Below are 18,318 nucleotides of genomic sequence, written 5' to 3' on the forward strand. Positions count from 1 at the left end.
CTCGTCACCGGCGCCCGGGCCCCTCGCCCTCGCCGATCCGCCGCCGCAGCGCCTTCGCCTCCGCGAGCAGCGGCAGGTCGGGATCCGCGTCGCGCAGCAGCTTCACCAGGTGGTCGACGCTCTCGCGGGCGCGCGCGCGCTGGCCGAGCCGGTCGAGGGCCAGCGCCTCGAGGTAGAAGCTCCGGGGGTACATCCAGCTGCGAGGCATGCCGCCCGGCATCCTCCGCAGCGCGCGCAGCGCCGCGATGGCCGCCTCGTCGCGGCCGGCCTCGAACGCGACCGTCGCCCCGATCCACGTCGCGCCGGCCGCGAGATCGCCGCCGCGGCGGGGATCGTCGAGCAGCGGACGCAACAGCTCGAGCGCGCGCTGGCGGTCGCCCCCCCGCCACGCCGCGACCGCCTCGTACAGCGCGCGTGCCGGTCCCGGTTGAAGTGCGCGCGCCTGCGCCGCGGCGGCCTCCGAGGCGCCGGTGAGCGCGAGCACGGTGGGGAGCCCGTCCCAGCGCGACCCGGAGGCGACGAGCCGCTCCGCCTCGGCGCGTGCGGCCTCGGGAGATTCCTCGCCGAGGAGGTGCAGCAGCCGCACGGTCGGCTCCGTCGGCGGGCGGGCGTGCGAGGGGAGCCCATCGAGCAGCTCGAGCGCCGCGCGGCGCCGGCCCTGGTAGGCGAGCGTGGTGGCGAGGGCGACCGTGGCCTTCGTGCGATCCGACGGGTTCGCGCCCTCCGCGATGGGGCGCACGAGCGCCTCGGCCTCGCCGTAGCGCTCCTCGAGCTGGAGCGCCTCGGCGAGCGCGACGCGGGAGAAGACGTTCCCGTCGAGCTCGAGCGCGCGGCGGGCGTTGCGCTCGGCGTCCTCGACGCTCCCGGCGAGCATCTCGGCGAGCGCGAGCGAGCGGTACGATGCTCCCCCCGGGACCTTCTCGACCCAGCGGCGGCTCCGGGCGAGCATCTCGTCGACGCGGCCGAGCTTGCCGAGCGCGTCGGTGACGTGCATGAGCGCCGGCTCCCACGTCGGGTCGAGCGCCAGCGCGCGCTCGAAGAGCGCCAGCGCCGGCGTGAGCTCCCCGTCGTGGAAATGGAGGTCGGCCGCCATGTACAGCACCTCCTTGTCCTGGGGGTACGCCTCGACGGCGCGCGCGTAGAGATCGTGGGCTCGCGCCTGGTCGCCGTCGACGTGCGCCTTCCAGGCCTCGATGAGCAGCCGCTCCTTCTCGGGGACCCGGCCCGCGCCGCGCACCGCCGCCTCGATGGCGGCGCGCCGCGTCGCGGAATCGAGCCCGGTGAACTCTCCCAGGTACGCGATGCGGTAGTTCGCCAGCGCGAACTCGGGATCGACGTCGAGCGCGACCCGGTACTCGCGCAGCGCCTCCTCGTAGCGCGTCCCGTCCATCGCCTGCTCGCCGCGGAAGAAGTGGGCGTACGCCTCGAAGCTGGCGGTGGTGGCGGAGGCGACGAGGACCCGCGAGGCGATGACCTCCGCGGGGCTCTCGCGCAGCCGCTGGCGCGTCTCCTCGGAGAGACGATCGATCATCGGGGGCACGCTCGCCTTGCCCCGGCCCGTCTCCTTGAGGGTGAACAGGTACTCGCTCGTGAGCGGGTCGAGCGCCTTCAGCTCGATGGCGTAGAGCTCGTCGAAGCGCCGGATGGAGGCGAGGACCAGGGCGCGCGCGCCCGCGCTGCGCGCCACCTCGCGGCCGAGCGGCTCGTCCACCGCGGTCACCTTCTCGCGCCCGAGCTGGCGGAGGATGTCGAGCATCCGCACGCGCGTCAGCACCGAGAGCCGGCGCGACTGCTCGAGCGAGGTGATGAGCATGCCGGAGAGGCCGCCCAGCTCGGGCTCGCCGGTGAGGTTCTCGAAGTCGGCGACGGCGATCGTGACGCGCGCCTCGCCCGCCCCCGCGGCGGGCGGCGACGCGGCCTCGCGCGCGCGCAGCGCGAGGACACCTCCGACCAGCGCGAGCGCGAGGAGGGCGACCGCAGCCGCGATCCACCGCCTGCGGGCGGGTCGACGACGCCGACGGGCGGGCGTGGGGGCAGCGCCGGGCGTCCGCCCGGGCTCGCTCCGGAGCGCGTCCAGCGCGGCCGCGACCTCCGCGCCGTCCCGGGGTCGATCGACCGGGTCCTTCGCGAGCATGCGCGCGACGAGCGCGCCGATCGCGGGCGCGCCCGGGACGCGGAGCGCCGGCGCAGGCTTCGGGCCCGCGGTGGCGACTCCGTCCTCGTCGTCCGGGAACGGGAGCGCCCCCGCGAGCATCCGGTAGAGGAGCACCCCGAGCGCGTAGACGTCGGTGCGCTCGTCCTCGGGCGCCCCTCTCCACTGCTCGGGCGCCATGTACCCCGGGGTGCCTCCGCTGATCCGCCGCCGCCCGAACGCGTGCGAGAGCCCGAAGTCGAGCACCTTCACCCGACCATCGTCGCAGACGAAGACGTTCCCGGGCGCCAGGTCGCGATGCACGACGCCTCGCGCGTGCGCGTGCTCGAGCGCGCTCGCGACCTCCGACGCGATCCGCAGCGCGTCGCGCGGCGCGAGGGGCTCGCCGGAGAGGCGCGCCGCGAGCGTCTCGCCGCGGAGGAGCTCGAGCACGAGATAAGGACCGTGCTCGCAGCGCCCGGCGTCGAAGAGCGTGACGATGTTCGGGTGTGACAGCCGCGCCGCGGCCTCGGCCTCGCGGAGGAGCCGCTCCTCCTGCAGCGACGCCCGCTCGCCCGCGCGGACCGCCTTGAACGCCACGGAGCGCCCGAGCTCGCGGTCGCGGGCCTCGTACACCACCCCGAAGCCGCCGCGCCCGATCTCGCGCACGAGCTCGAACCGACCCACGACCGCGCCGGGCCTGAGCACGTGATCCCAGGCAGACCCGAGCTCGACGTCCGGGGCGCGCGCCAGCTCGCCGAGCAGCGCAGACACTCCGCCGTGCGCGGCGGCGACCCCGCCCGCCCCGTCCTCATCCGCTCTCAGGGGACCTTGATCACGCGCCACGCGAGGCTCCGGGAAACCTCATACCAGTTACCCGGCGTGGGCGCAGGCGCGGCGGCGGAGTCGCTGCTCGGAGGGGGGCGCCCGTGCGGTCGGCCGGATCCAGCGAATCCCGGGCCCCTCGTCAGCGCTGACCGCTCGCCTCCAGGAACCGGACGGTGTCCGCCCAGAACGGCTGCCTCGGCGACAGGTCGAGGCCGTTGTGCGTCGCACGCGGCTGCTCGACGAGGCGCTTCGGACCCGGGAGCGCCGCGAAGAGGAGCCGTCCCTGCTCTGCCGTGACGACCTCGTCGCGCCCCGCCACGAGCAGGACGACGGGGGAGCTGGCCCCGGCCAGATCTCGAGCGGGCGCGAACCGATCCCGGAGCAGCGCCGCGGGCACGAACGGATAGTGATGGCGGGCGACCGCGGAGAGATCGGCGTACGGCGTCACGAGGAGGAGCCCGCGGACGACCCCCGGCCTCAGCCGCGCGGCGCGCGCGGCGACCCCGCTCCCGAGGCTCTCCCCGACGAGCCAGACCGGGCCCCCCTCGCGTCCGAGCGCGTCCACCGCGTCGAGCGCGGCCGCGGTGAGCGCCTCGAGCGTCGGTTCTCCTGGCCGCGCGCCGTAGCCGGGATACTCGAGGAGCGTCACCTCCGCGCCGAGGGGCGCCAGCGCCTCGGCGTAGTAGGTCCGATCGAGCGCGCTGCCGGCGTTCCCGTGGAGGACGAGCACCCGCGCGCGCGGCTCGCGTGTCGCCGGGGCGCGCCAGCCGCGCAGCGCTCCGTCGGGTCCACGCCACGGCGCGAGCCCGAGCCGCTCGGCGCGCGCGAGCGCCTGCCCCTCGGTCATCCGGTCCGGGAAGTAGAGCAGCCGCCGCTGGAGCGCGAACGCCGCGACGAGCACGGCGGCGGCGAGCACGGCGAGGACCACGAGCGCTCCGATGAGTGCGCGCACGTCCGGATGCTAGCACCCATCGCGCGCGCGCGGCGGCGCGCCGATCTCACCAGTACCGCTCCACGTGGATTTCCCCCGGCTGGCGCGGCGCGTGCTCGCGGAAGCCCTCGCGCTCGAGCAGGAGCGTCATGTCGTCGATCATCGCCGGGTTCCCGCACAGGAAGACGTGCGTGTCGGCCGGCGTCGGCTTCGAGCCCCACGCCCGCGCGAGCGCGCCGTCGGTCCAGAGCGCCTGCACGTAGCCCGTGGCGCCGCCCCACGGCGCGGGCTCGGCGTCCGGGCGGCTCACCGTCGGCAGGTAGGTGAAGTTCGGGCAGAGCCGCGCCATCGTGATGAGCTCGGCGGAGTAGCCGAGGTCCCAGGAGTGCCGCGCCCCTGCGAGCACCGCGAAGCGCTGCGGCCCGCCGCAGGCGAGCTCGGTGCGGAGCATGCTCATGTACGGCGCGAGCCCGGTGCCGGTGCCGACGAGCACGACGTGGCGCTCCGGCGGCACGTCGCGCAGCGTGAACATGCCCGCGGGCTTCGGGCCGAGCCAGAGCCGGTCGCCGGGCGAGAGCGCGAAGAGCCTCGGCGTGAGCTCGCCCGAGCGGACGAGCGTCACGTAGAGCTCGAGCTCGCCGCGCTCGAGCGACGAGGACGCGATGGAGTAGGCGCGCCGGATCATGCGGTCCGGGTCCTCGGGTGCCGGCTCCGGGTCGGAGAGCGCGACGCGCGGGGCGCGGGCGGGGAGGCCCAGCACCGCGAACTGGCCTGGGCGGAACTGGGGGTAGGTCCAGCCGTCCGGCGCGACGCGCAGGATGACGAGGCCGGGGGCGGCCTCGATCCGGCGGGTGAGGATGGCGTTCGGCTCGAGCTTTCCCACGCCGGGGGTGTAGCGGGCGCGCGCCGGCGGTGCCCGGTCCGGGAAGGCCGCCGCCTGCACGCGGCACGCGCCGCGCTCAGGCGGCGGGTCGCACGCCGCGGACGAGGGCGCGGACGCAGCGCAGGGTGATGCCGCCGTCGTCGCGCGGCACGGGCTCGAAGCCGCGCGCGCGTCCGGCGAGGACGCGGCGGCGGACCTCGTCCTTCGGCAGGGTGGGCGTGCCGCGGTCGAACCACTCGTCGAAGTCGAGCTCGAACGGCTCCTCGAGGAGGCGGAGCTCCTCGAGGCCGGCGCGCGCCAGCACGTCGACGAGCTCCCCCGCGGTGAGGGTCCGGACATGGGTCCGATCCCGGGCGCGCTCGATCTCGTGGTGCCAGCGGGCGCGCTCCGGCTCGGGATCGGTCGTGTGGTCGGACACGATGACGACACCCCTCGGCGCGACGAGCGCGACCTGGGCGCGCACGAACGCGAGGGGGTCCTCGACGTGGTGGACGACGAGGCGCGAGACCGCGGCCTCGAACGGCCCGGCGCGGAGGTCGAGCACGGAGCCCACCTCGAAGCGCGCGTGCTCTCCGAACCCCTCGCACCGCTGCCGCGCGCGCCGCACCATCTCCGGCGAGAGGTCGACGCCGTGCACGGAGTGGCCTCCGGCGAGGAACGCCTCGGCGACGATCCCCGGCCCGCAGCCCGCGTCGAGGAGCCGCGCGCCGGGCGGGAGCGCCGCGAACGCGACGAGCGCCCCGAGCGCCGCGGGGTCGGTCTGCACGGGAGCCCGCTCGAACTGCTCGGCCTGGCCGTCGAAGGCGCGCGAGAGCTCGCGGTCGTGATCGCTCATGCCGTCGATCTAACGTCGCCCGGCCCGCGCGCTCCTCGGAGCTCCGCGCCCTCGAGGACGGTCGGCTCGCGGCGGGCCACGCCGGGGTCCCGCGGGGGCGCCCCGGCCCGTGCCCGGTCGGGAAGCCCGGTCCGCCTCGACGCTCGGACCGGGCGAGCGCGGCCGTTCCGCGTTACCGTAGGCCCGTGCGCCGCACCCTCCGCGCCATCCCCACGCTGCTCCGCGTCGGCTTCGCCGAGTCGGTCGCCTACCGGGCCGAGATGTTCGTGTGGCTGCTCTCCACGACGATGCCGCTCGTCATGCTGGCCCTGATGAGCGCCGTCGCGCGGGAGGCGCCGGTCGGCCGCTTCGGCCAGGCGGAGTTCGGCGCGTACTACCTCGCGGCGCTCGTGGTCCGGCTCAACGCGGGGGCGTGGGTGATCTGGGAGGTGAACTTCGAGATCCGCCAGGGGACGCTCGCGTTCCGCCTGCTCCGGCCCATCCACCCGCTCGTCTCCTACGCCTGCTCCAACGTCGGCGCGATGCCGCTCCGGCTCCTCGCCTCGCTCCCCGTCGTCGCGGCCGCGCTCCTGACGCTCGGTCCGGGCCGCTTCACCCACGACCCGCTGCTCCTCGCGCTCTTCCCGCTCACCGTCGTCGGCGCCTGGCTCATCACCTTCCTCGCCATGGCCGTCATCGGCGCGCTCGCCTTCGCGATCGACTCGTCGTCCTCGGTGTTCGAGCTGTGGCTCGGGCTCTACGGCGTCTTCTCCGGCTACCTCATCCCGCTCGAGCTCTTCCCGCGCTGGCTCGAGGTCACGGCGAAGCTCCTGCCGTTCCGGTTCATGCTCTCCTTCCCGGTCGAGATGGTCATCGGCATGACCCCGCGTGCGGCTGCGCTCCGCGAGCTCGCCATCCAGTGGACCTACGTGGCGGTGCTCGCGCTCGCGGCGCGGATCACCTGGCGCGCCGGGCTGCGCCGCTTCGCGGCGTTCGGAGGGTAGGGTGCGCCGCTACCTCACGCTCCTCGCGATCCAGCTCCGCGCCTCGATCGCGGTGGCGATGCAGTACCGGGTGGACTTCCTCGTCCAGGGAGGGCTCGCGCTCTTCTGGACCTCCTGGTCGCTCGTCCCGATCCTGGTCGTCTACGGCCGGCGCTCCTCGATCGCGGGCTGGTCGTTCGAGGAGGCGCTCGTCGTCATCGGCTGGTTCACGGTGATGAAGGGCGTGCTCGAGGGGGCGGTGAACCCGTCCCTCACCGCGGTCGTCGAGCACATCCGCAAGGGCACGCTCGACTTCGTGCTCCTCAAGCCCGCCGACGCGCAGTTCCTCGTCTCGACCGCCAAGTTCGCGCCGTGGCGCTCGCTCGACGTGGTGGGCGGGATCGCCATCTTCGCCGTGGCGTTCGACCGGATGGGCCGCTGGCCCTCGGCCGGCGCGGTCCTCGCGTCGCTCGTGCTGCTCCTCTGCGCCACGCTCATCCTGTACGCGCTCTGGATCCTGGTCGTCTCGTCGGCGTTCTTCGTGGTGAAGGTGGACAACCTGTCGTTCCTGCTCCTCTCCATCTTCGACGCCGCCCGCTGGCCCGCCGACATCTTCCGCGGCGCCCTGCGCGTCGTCTTCACGGTGATCATCCCGCTCGCCCTCATGACCACCTACCCCGCGCGCGCCCTCCTCGGCACGCTCGCCCCGTCGCACGGCGCGCTCGTCCTCGTCGGAGCCCTCGCGTTCTCCGCGTTCGCGCGCTTCGTCTGGCTGCGCTCCATCGGGCACTACACGTCGGCGTCGTCCTGAGCGTCGCGCCGCCTGACCGAACCGGTTGGCGGCGGGTGGCTGCCGACGCCGCCGGCGAAGCGTGAGCCGGCGCGTCACCTCGCGCCGGCCTGCGTCAGCGCGCGTATCGCCCAGCGGTCGTCTGCCTCGGTCGCATAGTCCAGCGCGGACTTCCCGAAGCGGTCCTTTCGGTCCAGCTCGGGTCGTGCCTCCAGCACGGCGTCGACCATCGCCCCGTTCCCGTTCCGGACCGCGATGATCAGAGCAGTGGAGTCGCCCATCGCCCTGTCGGTGGCGTTCACGTCGGCTCCGTGCGCCAGCAGCAGCCGAACGAGCCGCGCATGGCCCATGGTGGCGGCGAGTGTCAATGGCGTGGCGCCGTTGACGTTCACGGCCTCCAGGTCTGCGCCGTGGTGGAGCAGGACCCGGACGATCCGGACATACCGATCGAACACTGCACCCCGCGTGACGGCGGGACGCCCGAAGGCTTCCCTGACCTCATCCCAGGCTCTTCGCGGGAAGTAGCCGACGCGCCTGGCCTCGTCCAGGACGTCTCTGAGCGAGGGGGCAAGCCGGAGCGCACGCATGAGCGCCGTGTCTCCGTTCGGATGACGTCCGGCGTTCACGGACGCTCCACGGCGAAGCAGCAACCCGACCACCTGTTCGAGGCCGCGGGCAGCGGCCATGACGAGGGCCGTCTCGCCGCGTCCGTCGGCCGCGTTCGCGTCAGCGCCGGCGTCCAGCAGAAGCTCGACGAACTCCGAGCGTTCGCTCGCGACTGCCATCATGAGCGCGGTGCGTCCAGTCGCCGTCTGCGCGTCGACGCTGGCGCCATGGGCGATGAGGAGCCGCGCGACCGCGGGGCTGCCCGGGAAGTGCGCGTGCCGAGGCCATTGGGGCGGCAGCCCCGCGGCGAACATGAGCGCGGTCCAGCCGGAGGGGTTGCGCTCATCGACGTCGACGCCGCGCTCGAGGAGCGTCCGAGCCGCAGCGACGTCCCCTCTGAAGGCGGCCATCATGAGCGGCGTCGTGCCGGGCTCCTCCGGGGCCGAAGCCTCGGCGCAGCGCTCTTCGCGGCAGGAGCACAGGACGACGGTCGCCACGAAGGCCAGCAGTCGAAGATCACCGCGGCCACGTGCGCACGCGCTCATCGTGAAGGTCCTCCGAGCGCGAAACGATCCGTGAACCGGCGCAGCGCTGGCAACGCGCAAGAAGGGGTGTCCGCGAGACGCGGGCGCACGTGATGCCGCGAGGGGCTCGCCCGTCACTTCGCGCGAGCGCGGAAGGCCCGGACCGAGAGTTCCGCCTTTCGTCCCGTGAGACTCGCGTTCGCCGAGGTCATGAGCCGGATCTCGGTCGGGGCCGGCGACCGGGCCGCGTAAGGGCAGCACCCGACCGAGCGCTCCGGCCGTCACGCGGGCTTCGTGAGCCGCAGCTCGAAGCCCACGCCGTCGGCGGCGATCTCGCAGGTCCGGAAGCGGCTCCGGGCGGACATCTGCTCGAGATCCTCCCGCGAGTAGGCGCTCTTCAGCAGCATGTGGCGGAAGGTCCACCTCGTGAGGAAGGCGTCGAGGCGGGTCAGGTTCATCCGTCGCACCTCCGCGTCGATCGCGTCGAGGGGCGCGTCCCTCCGCAGGTCGAAGATCGACGCCCGCGCGCCCGGTCGCAGGACGCGGTGAAGCTCGTCGAGGGCGCCGACGGGGTCGGCGAAGTTCTTGAACGCGGCCATGCACACCGCGAAGTCGAAGGACGCCTCGGGGAAGGGGAGCTCGGACGCGTTGCCGTGCCGGAAGTCGATCGAGACCCCCGCCCGCGCCGCGTTCTCGCCGGCGATCCGCACGAAGGACCGGCTGATGTCGAGCCCGGTGACCGCGTAGCCCCGCTTCGCGAGCTCGATGGCGAGGTACCCGGGCCCAGGGGCGACCTCCAGCACGCGCCCACCCGGTGCCGCCCGGGCGACGACCGCGTCCGCGGCGGAGACGAAGCGCCGCCAGTCCCGCCCGGTGTTCCGCGTGTACCAGCTCGCGATGAACCCCTCCATCGCCACGCCCTTGTACGCCTTCGCTCCCACTGCCATGTCGCCGTCTCCTCGGGCCGCGCGGGCCCAGCTAACAAGAGTCGCTGACAGCTAACGGCGTTAGCCTAATGCGACCCGCGTTGCGGGATCAAGGGGCCTGCGCGTAGGATCGGCGTCGCCAGGGAGGCGTCGTTGAGCTTCGTTCCGTACCGCGACAGCAGGGGCCCTCCCCGACGCAAGCCGCTCGACCGGGCGCAGGTGGTCCGGGCGGCGCTCGACCTCCTCGACGAGGTCGGGCTCGACGAGCTCACGATGCGCCGGCTCGCGGAGAAGCTCGGGGTCAAGGCGGCCTCGCTCTACCGCCACGTGCGCGACAAGGACGAGCTGCTCGTGCTCGTCGCGGACGAGATCGCCGGCGAGATCCCGGAGGTGCCGCCGACGGGATCGTGGCGCGAGCAGCTCACCGAGATGGCGCGGGTCAACCGCCGGGGCCTGCTCGCGCACCGGGATGCGGCGCGGGTGCTCGCGAGCACCCCGCCGATCGGGCCGCGGCGGCTCCGCCACATCGAGGCGGCGCTGCGCGTCCTGCGGTCCTCGGGCCTGTCGGACCGGGACGCGGCGCGCGCCGCCTACCACCTCAACAACTTCGTGACCGAGTTCGCCGCTGACGAGGCGCGCTACGCGGCGGCCGCGGCGGCGATGGGCGTCACGCGCCGGAAGATGCTCGGCGAGGCGCGCAAGCAGTTCAGGGCGCTGCCGCGCGAGGAGTTCCCGCTCCTCGTCTCGCTGGCGGATCACCTCGCGGAGGACGACTCCGAAGGGCTGTTCCAGTTCGGGCTCGACGTCCTCGTGCGCGGCCTGGAGCGCGTCGCCCGCGCCCGCGACTGACGCGCGGCAGCCCACGCGCAGAGGCGGATGCGCGAGCGAGTCGACTCATCTGGAGAGCCCGGACCGAGAGTTCCGCGCCTCGTCCCGCGAGACCGCAAGTCGGACAGTGTCCACCCCCCTCCGATGCATCGCTGCAGGGCGTGCTTCACATCCTGGCCGGCGGACCGTGCGGCTCCTCGTTCGCGCACGAGCGAGGAGCGCCGTCATCGCGCCAGCGCGAACACCCCGACCCCCACGAGCGCGAGCCCGGCGACGACGAGCACCGCGAGCTGCGTGCTCGGCACGCCCGGGACGAGCACCGCCTGGCGTGGGTCGGCCGGATCGAAATAGACCGTGACCTCGGCGCCGGCGGGGAACCGCTCCACCCACTCCCGCGCCCGTCCCTCGTCGTCGTACTCGGCCGCCGCGGCGGAGCCGATCCAGACCTGCTCCGACTCGAGCGTCCGGCCGCGCGCCTCGTAGGCGTAGCGGATCACGAACCCCCACCGGCGCGAGCGCTGCTCGTCCGCCTCCGAGAGGAGCCGCACCCGCGACTCGACGACACGCCCCGGGGTCCGGGTGAAGTGGCGCGTCTCCCGCCCGCGCGCGGACTGCCGCACCCCCAGGGCGAGCAGGACGGCGCCGAGGCCGCAGAGCGCGAGGGCGAGCCACCTGGGCATCCGGTGATCTTTCGCCGCCCGCCCGCCCCGCGGCAACCACCCCTTCCGGCCCGCCCGCCGACCGGGGCCCCTCCGCGGCCCGCCTTCCGTTACATTCCCGCCCGATGCTCCGCCTCACCTTCCTCGGCACCTCGGCCGCCCAGCCGACCATCCACCGGAACCTCTCCGGCCTCGCGGTGCGCCGCGACCGGGAGCTGTTCCTCGTCGACTGCGGGGAGGGGACGCAGCGGCAGATGATCCGCTTCGGCACCGGCTTCGACGTGGACGCGATCTTCTTCACGCACTTCCACGCAGACCACTACCTCGGCGCCATCGGCTTCCTGCGCACCCTCTCCATGCAGGGCCGCACGACGCCCATGGACGTGTACGGCCCCCGGCCGGCGAAGCGGCTCCTCGACGTGATGCTCTTCACCGGGACCGAGCGGCTCGCGTTCGACGTCCGCATCCACGAGGTCGCGCCGGGCACGGAGGTCCGCCGCGACGGCTGCGTCATGCGCGCGTTCGCGACGGAGCACCGGATCCCCTCGGTCGGCTGGGCGCTCGTCGAGGACGAGCGGCCGGGGCGCTTCCACCCGGAGAAGGCGGCCGCCCTCGGCGTGCCGATGGGGCCGCTGTACGGCGCGCTCCAGCGCGGCGAGGCGGTGACGCTCGCCGACGGCCGGGTCGTCCGGCCGGAGGAGGTGGTCGAGCCGCGCCGCCGGGGCCGGACGATGGCGGTGACCGGCGACACGCGCCCGTGCGCGGGGACCATCGCGGCGGCGCGCGGCGCGGACCTGCTCGTGCACGACTGCACCTTCGGCGACCCGGAGCAGGCGCGCGCCGAGGAGACGATGCACTCGACCGCCCGCGAGGCGGCGCGGGTCGCGCGCGAGGCGGGCGTGCGCGAGCTCGTGCTCACGCACCTCTCCACCCGCTACGACCGCGAGTGGCAGCCGCTCGTCGACGAGGCGCGGGCGGAGTGGCCAGGGCCGCTCTCGGTCGCGAGCGACGGCATGACGATCGAGGTGCCGCTCCCGCACGATCTGGCCCGCGCGCCCTCTCCGGGTTAGAACCGCGGACCCGTGCCGCGCTCGCCCGCCGAAGATCTCGCCCGCTGGGTCCCGCACCTCCTCCGCGTGTGGCGCGAGGATCGCGGCGCGCAGTCCCGGTCCGGCGGCGCGCACGGCCAGCGCGGCCGCCACGGCGGTCACGCGCCTCGCGGCGGCTTTCCCCGCGGCGAGCGCGGTGGCCCGCCCGCGCTGCTCGCGCCCGACGAGCTCAGGGAGGTCGGCGCCGCGGTCGCCCGGCTGTCGAAGGGGCTGACGCGCGAGCGCGAGCTCGCCGGCGCGCGCTACATGGACGAGGGGCGGCTCCTCGGCGCCTACCTGCTCTTCTACTGGCCGGTCTCCTACCTCCAGGCGCGCGGCATCCTCTCCGAGCTGCCGCGCCGCCCCCGCACCGCGCTCGACCTCGGCAGCGGTCCCGCGCCGGTCGCGTTCGCGGCGCTCGACGCCGGGGCCGCCGAGGTGGTCGCGGCCGATCGCTCCGCGCGCGCGCTCGCCGCCGCCCGCTCGCTCGCCGCCGCCGCGGGCGAGCCCATCGCGACCCGCGAGTGGAACCCGACCCGCAACCGGCCGCTCGCGGAGCTCGCCGGAGGCCGGAAGTTCGACCTCGTCACGATGGGTCACGTCGTGAACGAGCTCTTCCCCGGCCCCGACGCCGACGCGCGCCGCGCGAACCTGCTCGAGGAGGCGCTCGCGCTCGTCGCGCCGGGCGGCTCGCTCGCGATCTTCGAGCCCGCGCTCCGCGACACCTCACGCGCGCTCCTCCGCGTCCGCGATCTGCTCGTCGCGCGCGGCTACGCGGTCCGCGCGCCGTGCCTCTTCCGCGGGCCGTGCCCCGCGCTCCTACGCGAGACCGACTGGTGCCACGCGGAGCGGCCCATCGAGCCGCCGCCCATCGTCGCCCAGCTCGGCAAGGCCGCCGGCCTGCGGAAGGAGTCGGTGAAGATGAGCTACCTCGTCCTCGCGCCGAAGGGCGAGGGCTGGGCCGAGCCGCCTGCGGGACGCGTGTTCCGTATCGTCTCCGAGCCGCTCGCCTCCAAGGGCCGGCTTCGCTACATGGGGTGCGGCCCGGAGGGGCGGGTGGGGCTCTCGCTCCAGGAGAAGCACGTCACGGACGCGAACCGCCGCTTCGGGGAGCTCCTCCGCGGCGACGTCGTCGAGATCTCCGGCGCCGAGCCGCGGGGCGACGGGCTCGCGCTCGGCGAGGGCTCGGCGGTGAAGGTCCTCGCGCCGGCCGGCCGTCCCGTGCCGCCGGGCGAGCGGCCGGCGGGGGGATGATCTTGCGCCCGCCCGCGGTTCCATGGTGAGGATCCCCCGGATCGAGGACTTCCCGCGTGTTCAAGCTGTTCAAGTCGAGCCCCGCGCCCGAAGCCGCCAAGCCCGAGCCGACGTCCGCCCCGTGTGACACCGGCTGCGGCGACGGCTCCGCGGCGAGCTCCGCCTCCGACGACGCTCCGTTCACCGGGTGTCTCGTCTGCGGCGAGGACCTCGTCTACCTGCCGGCGTCCACCGAGATGGCGTGCGTCCTCTGCGGCGCCGCCAAGGTGGGCTCCGCGCGCTGCAAGTCCGGGCACTTCGCCTGCGACGCCTGCCACGCCGCCCCGGCGATGGACGTCATCGAGAAGGTCTGCGCTTCCACCGACGAGCGCGATCCGATGGCGCTCGCGCTCCGGATGCTCCGCAACCCCGCCGTGAAGCTGCACGGCCCGGAGCACCATTTCCTCGTCCCAGCCGTCCTCCTCGCCGCCTACTCGAACGTGAAGCGGGAGCCGCAGAAGCGGGCCGAGCGCGTCGCCGAGGCGCGGCGGCGCGTGGAGCCGATCCAGGGCGGTTCCTGCGGGTTGCTCGGCACCTGCGGCGCGGCCATCGGCACCGGCGCGTTCGTCTCGATCGTCACCGAGGCGACGCCGCTCAAGGGCAAGGAGCGCGGCCTCGCGAACCGGATGACCGCGCGTGCCCTCACCGTGATCGGCGCGACCGACGCGGCCCGCTGCTGCAAGCGCGACTCGATGCTGTCGATCCTCGCGGCCGTGAAGTTCGCGCGCGAGCACCTGCGCGTGGACCTCTCCGCGCGCGGCCCGGAGTGCGAGTGGCGGTCGGTGAACAAGCAGTGCGGCGGGACCGCCTGCCCGTTTCATCGTTGATGGGGGAACCTCGTCGGCCGGGGTCGCTGACGCGCCCGGCCTCCTCGGCTCCCCCATGCCCCCTGCTCGCTCCGGGGCAGGCTCATCCGCCTGCCCCTGCGCTCGCGACGAGTGCCGTGCTTCAGCCTCCCGGCCGGCGCCGCTGACGCGGCGGGCAGGACTCACCCCTCCGCGGCCCGCTCGCGCGAGGCGCGGAAGAGTTCCGACATCACCTCCTCGAGCGGCGGATCCTCGACGGTGAGGTCCGCGACGGCGAGCGCGCCGAGCATCCGCGCCACCGCGCCCGAGACCTCCTCCGCCGCGACCTGGATCGTCGCCTGCCCGGGCTCGCTCGACACCACCTTCCCGAACCGGCCGAGCTCCCTGGGCGCTCCGCCGCCGTTCGGGTCCTGGAAGCGCACCACGATCCGCTTGTCGGGGCGGACCTTGAGCGCGAGCGCGCGCAGGTCGCCGTCGTAGATGAGCCGGCCGCGGTCGATGACGATGACGCGCGGGCAGAGCTGGACGACGTCCTCCATGTAGTGGCTCGTGAGGAGCACCGTCGCGCCGAACCGCTCGTTATAGGCGCGGACGAAGCTCCGCACGGTGGCCTGCATCGAGACGTCGAGGCCGATGGTGGGCTCGTCGAGGAAGAGCACGCGCGGCCGGTGGAGGAGCGCCGCGGCGAGCTCGCACTTCATCCGCTCGCCGAGGGAGAGCTGCCGGGTCGGCTTCTGGACGAGCTCGCCGAGCTCGAGGAGCCGGACGAGCTCCTCGAGCGTCTCGTCGAACTGCGCGCGCGGGATGTCGTAGATCGCGCGGTTCATCGCGAACGTCTCGGCGGGCGGCAGGTCCCAGAGGAGCTGCTGCTTCTGCCCCATGACGAGCGTGATCTGCTTCAGGAAGGCGGGCTCGCGCCGGCGCGGCACGTACCCCGCCACGGTCACCTCTCCCTCCGTCGGGTGGAGGAGGCCGGAGAGCATCTTGAGGGTCGTGGTCTTCCCTGCGCCGTTCGGGCCGAGGAAGCCGACGCGCTCGCCTTCACCGACCGAGAAGTCGATCCCGTCGACCGCGCGCACCGTCTCGTAGCGGCGGCGGAAGACCGAGCGCAGCGCGGCGCCGAGGCCGGGCGGGCGGCGGTGGACCTGGTAGTGCTTGCGGAGGCCGCGGACGTCGATCACCCGGGGGATCTAGCGGCAGCGCCCTCGACGGGGCAAGCCCCTCGTCGCGAGCCCGCCGTTACAATGCGTTCATGGCTCAGAAGAAGCGCCCGGTGACGAAGAGCGGGCGGCCGCGCGCCCGCAAGGGGGTGAAGCTCACGCCGACCGAGCTGACCCCGCCGCAGCTCGCCCTCGCCGAGCGGCCGCCGGAGCTCGAGGAGCTCGCCGGCGAGATCGAGCGGGACGGGGGCGCGGTGCTCGCCACCTACCGCGAGCCGCTCGGCGGCCACGCGCTGCTCTTCGCGGCGCTGCCCGTCGACAAGGTCGAGCGCACGCCGTTCCAGCGCGACGTCTCCGACGCGCACGTGCGCAAGCTCACCGTCGCGATGGACAAGACCCGCCGCTACCTCGACCCGATCATCGTCGTGCGCGAGAAGGACGCCTGGCTCACGCCGAACGGCGGCCACCGCCTCACCGCGCTGAAGGAGCTCGGCGCGCGGAGCGTCCTCGCGCTCGTGGTGCCGGAGCGGCAGGTCGCCTACCAGATCCTCGCGCTCAACATCGAGAAGGCCCACAACCTGCGCGAGAAGGCGCTCGAGGTCGTGCGCATGTACCGCGACCTCGCGGGCTCGGTCGATCCGAAGGAGAGCGAGATGGCGCTCGAGTTCGAGGAGGCCGGCCTCGTCACGCTCGGCATCGCCTACGAGCAGCGCCCGCGCTTCTCAGGCGGCGCCTACGCGCCCATCCTCAAGAAGGTGGACGCCTTCGTGGAGGAGAGGCTCTCGAAGGCGCTCCCCGAGCGCGAGCGGCGCGCCAGGGCCGTGCTGGAGCTCGACGACGCCGTGTCCGAGGCGGTGGCGCGGCTCAAGGAGCGCGGCTTCGACTCGCCCTATCTCAAGGCGTTCGTCGTGGCGCGCGTGAACCCGCTCCGCTTCATGAAGGGCGGCGCGCCGCCCTTCGACGAGCTCTTCGCGCAGATGACGAAGCGCGCCCGCGGGATGGATCCGGCCAAGATCCGCGGGGAGGACGTGGCGCGCTCCGGCGGCGCCGCAGCGGAAGCGGAATGATCGGCGTCCCCGGGATCGTGCGCCGAGCTCAGCGGCGCGCGCTCTTCGCCTCGCTCCGCGCCAGCACGAGCCGCTTCTCGAGCTCGCCGCCGATCGTCGCGAGCGCCTCCTCGTCCACGTGCAGCTCGGCGTACGGGAAGAGGTCGCGCTCCTCCCAGCGCACGTGCCGCTCGAGCAGCTCCGCGAACGCCGCCAGATCGGCCCGCTGCTCGCCCGGCCGTGCGCCCCGCGCGGCGTCGAGCAGCCGCTGCAGCTCCGCGTGCTCCCCGCGCAGCCGGCGCAGGTCGCTCTCGGTCAGGTGCCGGCCGATGAGCTCCTCCTCGGCGCGGCAGTGCGGCCGGAGGATCTGCTCCTCGAAGCGGCGCGCGAGGGCCATGAGGCCGGGCAGATCCTTCGGTGCACCCGCCGACTCCGGATGGCCGGCGAGCCCCTGCTTCAGCTGGAAGGAGATCAGGAGCGCCTGCTGGTGCTCGCTCGAGAGAGGCTTCAGCGCGCGCGACCGCTTCATGAGGGGATGGTGTCGGAGAACCCAGGGACACGCAAGGGAACCCTCCTCCCGCGGGCGGGCGTGCGAGCCCGGCCGGGGGGAGGCCCTCGGCGTCGTTGACGCTCCGCGCCAAGCTCCTTACAACTCGCCGAGCAGCCGACCGATTCCCCAGTCAATCGGAGAGAGATCCATGGGCATGAACGGTACCGTTCCTCCGGGCCGCCGGGCGGCCGTCGTCGCGGGCCTCCGCACGCCGTTCGTCAAGGCGGGCACGGACTTCAAGGACCTCTCCGCCGTCGAGCTCGGCGCGCTCGTCGTGAACGAGCTCGTCGCGCGCAGCGGGATCCCGCCGAAGGAGTTCGACTCGGTGGTGTTCGGCCAGGTGATCCCGTCGCCCACCGTGACGCTCATCGGCCGCGAGATGGTGCTCCGCACGCAGCTCCCGCGCAGCGTGCAGGCGCACACCGTCGCCCGCGCCTGCGCCACGTCGATCCAGACGACCACCGACGCGGCCGACCAGATCCTGCTCGGCCACTCCGACTGCGCCATCTCGGGCGGCGCCGAGTCCCTGTCGGACGCGCCCATCTTCGCGACCCGCGCGCTCGCGCAGGCGCTCGTCGAGCTCTCGCGGGCGAAGACCCTCACCGACCGGCTCCGGCTCCTCTCGACCCTGCGCCCGAAGGACTTCGCGCCCCAGCCGCCCGCACTCAAGGAGCCGACCACGGGGCTCACCATGGGCGAGAGCGCCGAGCTCATGGCGCAGCGGAACGGGATCTCGCGCGAGGCGCAGGACCGCGTCGCCTACGAGAGCCACCGCCGCGCCGCCGCGGCGTGGGAGGGCGGCAAGTTCGACGGCGAGGTCATGCACGTCCCGGTGCCGCCGCGCTTCGAGCGGGTCGCCGCGAAGGACAACGTCGTCCGCAAGGAGACGACCCTGGAGGCGCTCGCGGCGCTCAGGCCCGTGTTCGACCGCAGGTACGGCACCATCACCGCCGGCAACGCCTCGCCGCTCACCGACGGCGCCGCCGCGCTCGTGCTCATGAGCGAGGACAAGGCGCGCGCGCTCGGGATGAGGCCGCTCGGCTTCGTCCGCTCCTACGCCTACGCGGCGCTCGATCCGCGCGACCAGCTCCTGCAGGGGCCGGCCTACGCCGCGCCGGTGGCGCTCGACCGCGCCGGGCTCCGGCTCGCGGACATGGACCTCGTCGACATGCACGAGGCGTTCGCGGCGCAGGTGCTCTCCAACCTGAAGGCGTTCGCCTCGAAAGACTTCGCGGCGAAGGAGCTCGGCCGCCCGGAGCCGCTCGGCGAGATCGACCCCGCGAAGCTCAACGTGAACGGCGGCTCGATCGCCCTCGGCCATCCGTTCGCCGCCACCGGCGCGCGGATGATCGTGCAGACGCTCCGCGAGCTCTCGCGCCGCAACGGCCAGTACGCGCTGCTCACGGTGTGCGCGGCGGGCGGCCTCGGGGCGGCGCTCGTCCTCGAGCGCGAGTGAGCACGGGCCCGGACAT

General features: G+C 74.2%; 17 protein-coding genes. 8 read left to right on the top strand and 9 right to left on the bottom strand.

Annotated features, from left to right (window positions below; genetic code table 11):
* Positions 1–4 precede the first annotated feature (4 nt).
* From MNY62_RS00630 to MNY62_RS00645, 4 genes are all read right to left on the bottom strand, one after another.
* Positions 5–2,905 carry a protein kinase domain-containing protein gene (locus MNY62_RS00630; protein ID WP_242342149.1) on the bottom strand — a complete coding sequence of 967 codons (2,901 nt, stop codon included), beginning with the start codon at positions 2,903–2,905 and terminating at the stop codon, positions 5–7.
* 193 nt (positions 2,906–3,098) lie between these two features.
* Positions 3,099–3,911, bottom strand: a complete 813-nt coding sequence (locus MNY62_RS00635) for an alpha/beta hydrolase (protein WP_242342150.1) — start codon at positions 3,909–3,911, stop codon at positions 3,099–3,101.
* Between the two features lie 46 nt (positions 3,912–3,957).
* Entirely contained in the window at positions 3,958–4,773 is an 816-nt protein-coding gene (locus MNY62_RS00640; protein WP_242342151.1) for a ferredoxin--NADP reductase, read from the bottom strand.
* A 76-nt stretch (positions 4,774–4,849) separates the two neighbouring features.
* A complete protein-coding gene (locus MNY62_RS00645; RefSeq protein WP_242342152.1) occupies positions 4,850–5,608 on the bottom strand; it encodes a class I SAM-dependent methyltransferase in 759 nt (252 codons plus the stop codon).
* A 185-nt stretch (positions 5,609–5,793) separates the two neighbouring features.
* On the opposite strand from MNY62_RS00645, the gene MNY62_RS00650 reads away from it, so the two are divergent.
* Both MNY62_RS00650 and MNY62_RS00655 read left to right on the top strand, forming a co-directional pair.
* Positions 5,794–6,591, top strand: a complete 798-nt coding sequence (locus MNY62_RS00650) for an ABC transporter permease (RefSeq protein WP_242342153.1) — start codon at positions 5,794–5,796, stop codon at positions 6,589–6,591.
* Position 6,592: 1 nt separating this feature from the next.
* Positions 6,593–7,381, top strand: a complete 789-nt coding sequence (locus MNY62_RS00655) for an ABC transporter permease (protein WP_242342154.1) — start codon at positions 6,593–6,595, stop codon at positions 7,379–7,381.
* A gap of 74 nt (positions 7,382–7,455) precedes the next feature.
* On the opposite strand, the gene MNY62_RS00660 is transcribed toward MNY62_RS00655, so the two are convergent.
* On the bottom strand, positions 7,456–8,511 hold the full coding sequence (locus MNY62_RS00660; RefSeq protein ID WP_242342155.1) for an ankyrin repeat domain-containing protein: 1,056 nt from the start codon (positions 8,509–8,511) through the stop codon (positions 7,456–7,458).
* A gap of 260 nt (positions 8,512–8,771) precedes the next feature.
* The gene (locus MNY62_RS00665; RefSeq protein ID WP_242342156.1) at positions 8,772–9,437 is read right to left on the bottom strand and encodes a class I SAM-dependent methyltransferase; all 666 of its coding nucleotides are present in this window, start codon (positions 9,435–9,437) and stop codon (positions 8,772–8,774) included.
* A 132-nt stretch (positions 9,438–9,569) separates the two neighbouring features.
* Here MNY62_RS00665 and MNY62_RS00670 point away from each other — a divergent pair, with 132 nt between their 5' ends.
* Complete coding sequence (locus MNY62_RS00670; protein WP_242342157.1) at positions 9,570–10,265, top strand: TetR/AcrR family transcriptional regulator C-terminal domain-containing protein; 696 nt, start codon at positions 9,570–9,572, stop codon at positions 10,263–10,265.
* Positions 10,266–10,468: 203 nt separating this feature from the next.
* Here MNY62_RS00670 and MNY62_RS00675 read toward each other — a convergent pair whose 3' ends face one another.
* A complete protein-coding gene (locus MNY62_RS00675; RefSeq protein ID WP_242342158.1) occupies positions 10,469–10,924 on the bottom strand; it encodes a DUF3592 domain-containing protein in 456 nt (151 codons plus the stop codon).
* Positions 10,925–11,028: 104 nt separating this feature from the next.
* Here MNY62_RS00675 and rnz point away from each other — a divergent pair, with 104 nt between their 5' ends.
* From rnz to MNY62_RS00690, 3 genes are read left to right on the top strand one after another with little or no spacing between them, the layout of a single operon-like run.
* A complete protein-coding gene (gene rnz / locus MNY62_RS00680; protein WP_242342159.1) occupies positions 11,029–11,973 on the top strand; it encodes a ribonuclease Z in 945 nt (314 codons plus the stop codon).
* A 12-nt stretch (positions 11,974–11,985) separates the two neighbouring features.
* A complete protein-coding gene (locus MNY62_RS00685; protein ID WP_242342160.1) occupies positions 11,986–13,245 on the top strand; it encodes a small ribosomal subunit Rsm22 family protein in 1,260 nt (419 codons plus the stop codon).
* Between the two features lie 56 nt (positions 13,246–13,301).
* Positions 13,302–14,111 carry a DUF5714 domain-containing protein gene (locus MNY62_RS00690; protein WP_242342161.1) on the top strand — a complete coding sequence of 270 codons (810 nt, stop codon included), beginning with the start codon at positions 13,302–13,304 and terminating at the stop codon, positions 14,109–14,111.
* Between the two features lie 161 nt (positions 14,112–14,272).
* Here MNY62_RS00690 and MNY62_RS00695 read toward each other — a convergent pair whose 3' ends face one another.
* On the bottom strand, positions 14,273–15,271 hold the full coding sequence (locus tag MNY62_RS00695; RefSeq protein ID WP_242342162.1) for an ABC transporter ATP-binding protein: 999 nt from the start codon (positions 15,269–15,271) through the stop codon (positions 14,273–14,275).
* Between the two features lie 71 nt (positions 15,272–15,342).
* Between MNY62_RS00695 and MNY62_RS00700 the strand changes: the two genes are divergently transcribed.
* A complete protein-coding gene (locus MNY62_RS00700) occupies positions 15,343–16,317 on the top strand; it encodes a ParB N-terminal domain-containing protein (protein ID WP_242342163.1) in 975 nt (324 codons plus the stop codon).
* 28 nt (positions 16,318–16,345) lie between these two features.
* Here MNY62_RS00700 and MNY62_RS00705 read toward each other — a convergent pair whose 3' ends face one another.
* A complete protein-coding gene (locus MNY62_RS00705; protein ID WP_242342164.1) occupies positions 16,346–16,825 on the bottom strand; it encodes a hemerythrin domain-containing protein in 480 nt (159 codons plus the stop codon).
* A gap of 169 nt (positions 16,826–16,994) precedes the next feature.
* Between MNY62_RS00705 and fadI the strand changes: the two genes are divergently transcribed.
* Positions 16,995–18,302, top strand: coding sequence for an acetyl-CoA C-acyltransferase FadI (gene fadI, locus MNY62_RS00710; protein ID WP_242342165.1), 1,308 nt, complete (start codon positions 16,995–16,997; stop codon positions 18,300–18,302).
* Positions 18,303–18,318: the final 16 nt, after the last annotated feature.

This window comes from Anaeromyxobacter terrae, assembly GCF_022690685.1.
In the GTDB taxonomy this organism is placed as follows: domain Bacteria; phylum Myxococcota; class Myxococcia; order Myxococcales; family Anaeromyxobacteraceae; genus Anaeromyxobacter; species Anaeromyxobacter terrae.

Excerpts from the sequence above, each read along its gene's own strand:
- MNY62_RS00665 (WP_242342156.1), bottom strand. The coding sequence starts at position 9,437 with ATGGCAGTGGGAGCGAAGGCGTACAAGGGCGTGGCGATGGAGGGGTTC.
- MNY62_RS00675 (WP_242342158.1), bottom strand. The coding sequence starts at position 10,924 with ATGCCCAGGTGGCTCGCCCTCGCGCTCTGCGGCCTCGGCGCCGTCCTG.
- MNY62_RS00645 (WP_242342152.1), bottom strand. The coding sequence starts at position 5,608 with ATGAGCGATCACGACCGCGAGCTCTCGCGCGCCTTCGACGGCCAGGCC.
- MNY62_RS00700 (WP_242342163.1), top strand. The coding sequence starts at position 15,343 with ATGGCTCAGAAGAAGCGCCCGGTGACGAAGAGCGGGCGGCCGCGCGCC.
- MNY62_RS00705 (WP_242342164.1), bottom strand. The coding sequence starts at position 16,825 with ATGAAGCGGTCGCGCGCGCTGAAGCCTCTCTCGAGCGAGCACCAGCAG.
- rnz (WP_242342159.1), top strand. The coding sequence starts at position 11,029 with ATGCTCCGCCTCACCTTCCTCGGCACCTCGGCCGCCCAGCCGACCATC.
- fadI (WP_242342165.1), top strand. The coding sequence starts at position 16,995 with ATGGGCATGAACGGTACCGTTCCTCCGGGCCGCCGGGCGGCCGTCGTC.
- MNY62_RS00660 (WP_242342155.1), bottom strand. The coding sequence starts at position 8,511 with ATGAGCGCGTGCGCACGTGGCCGCGGTGATCTTCGACTGCTGGCCTTC.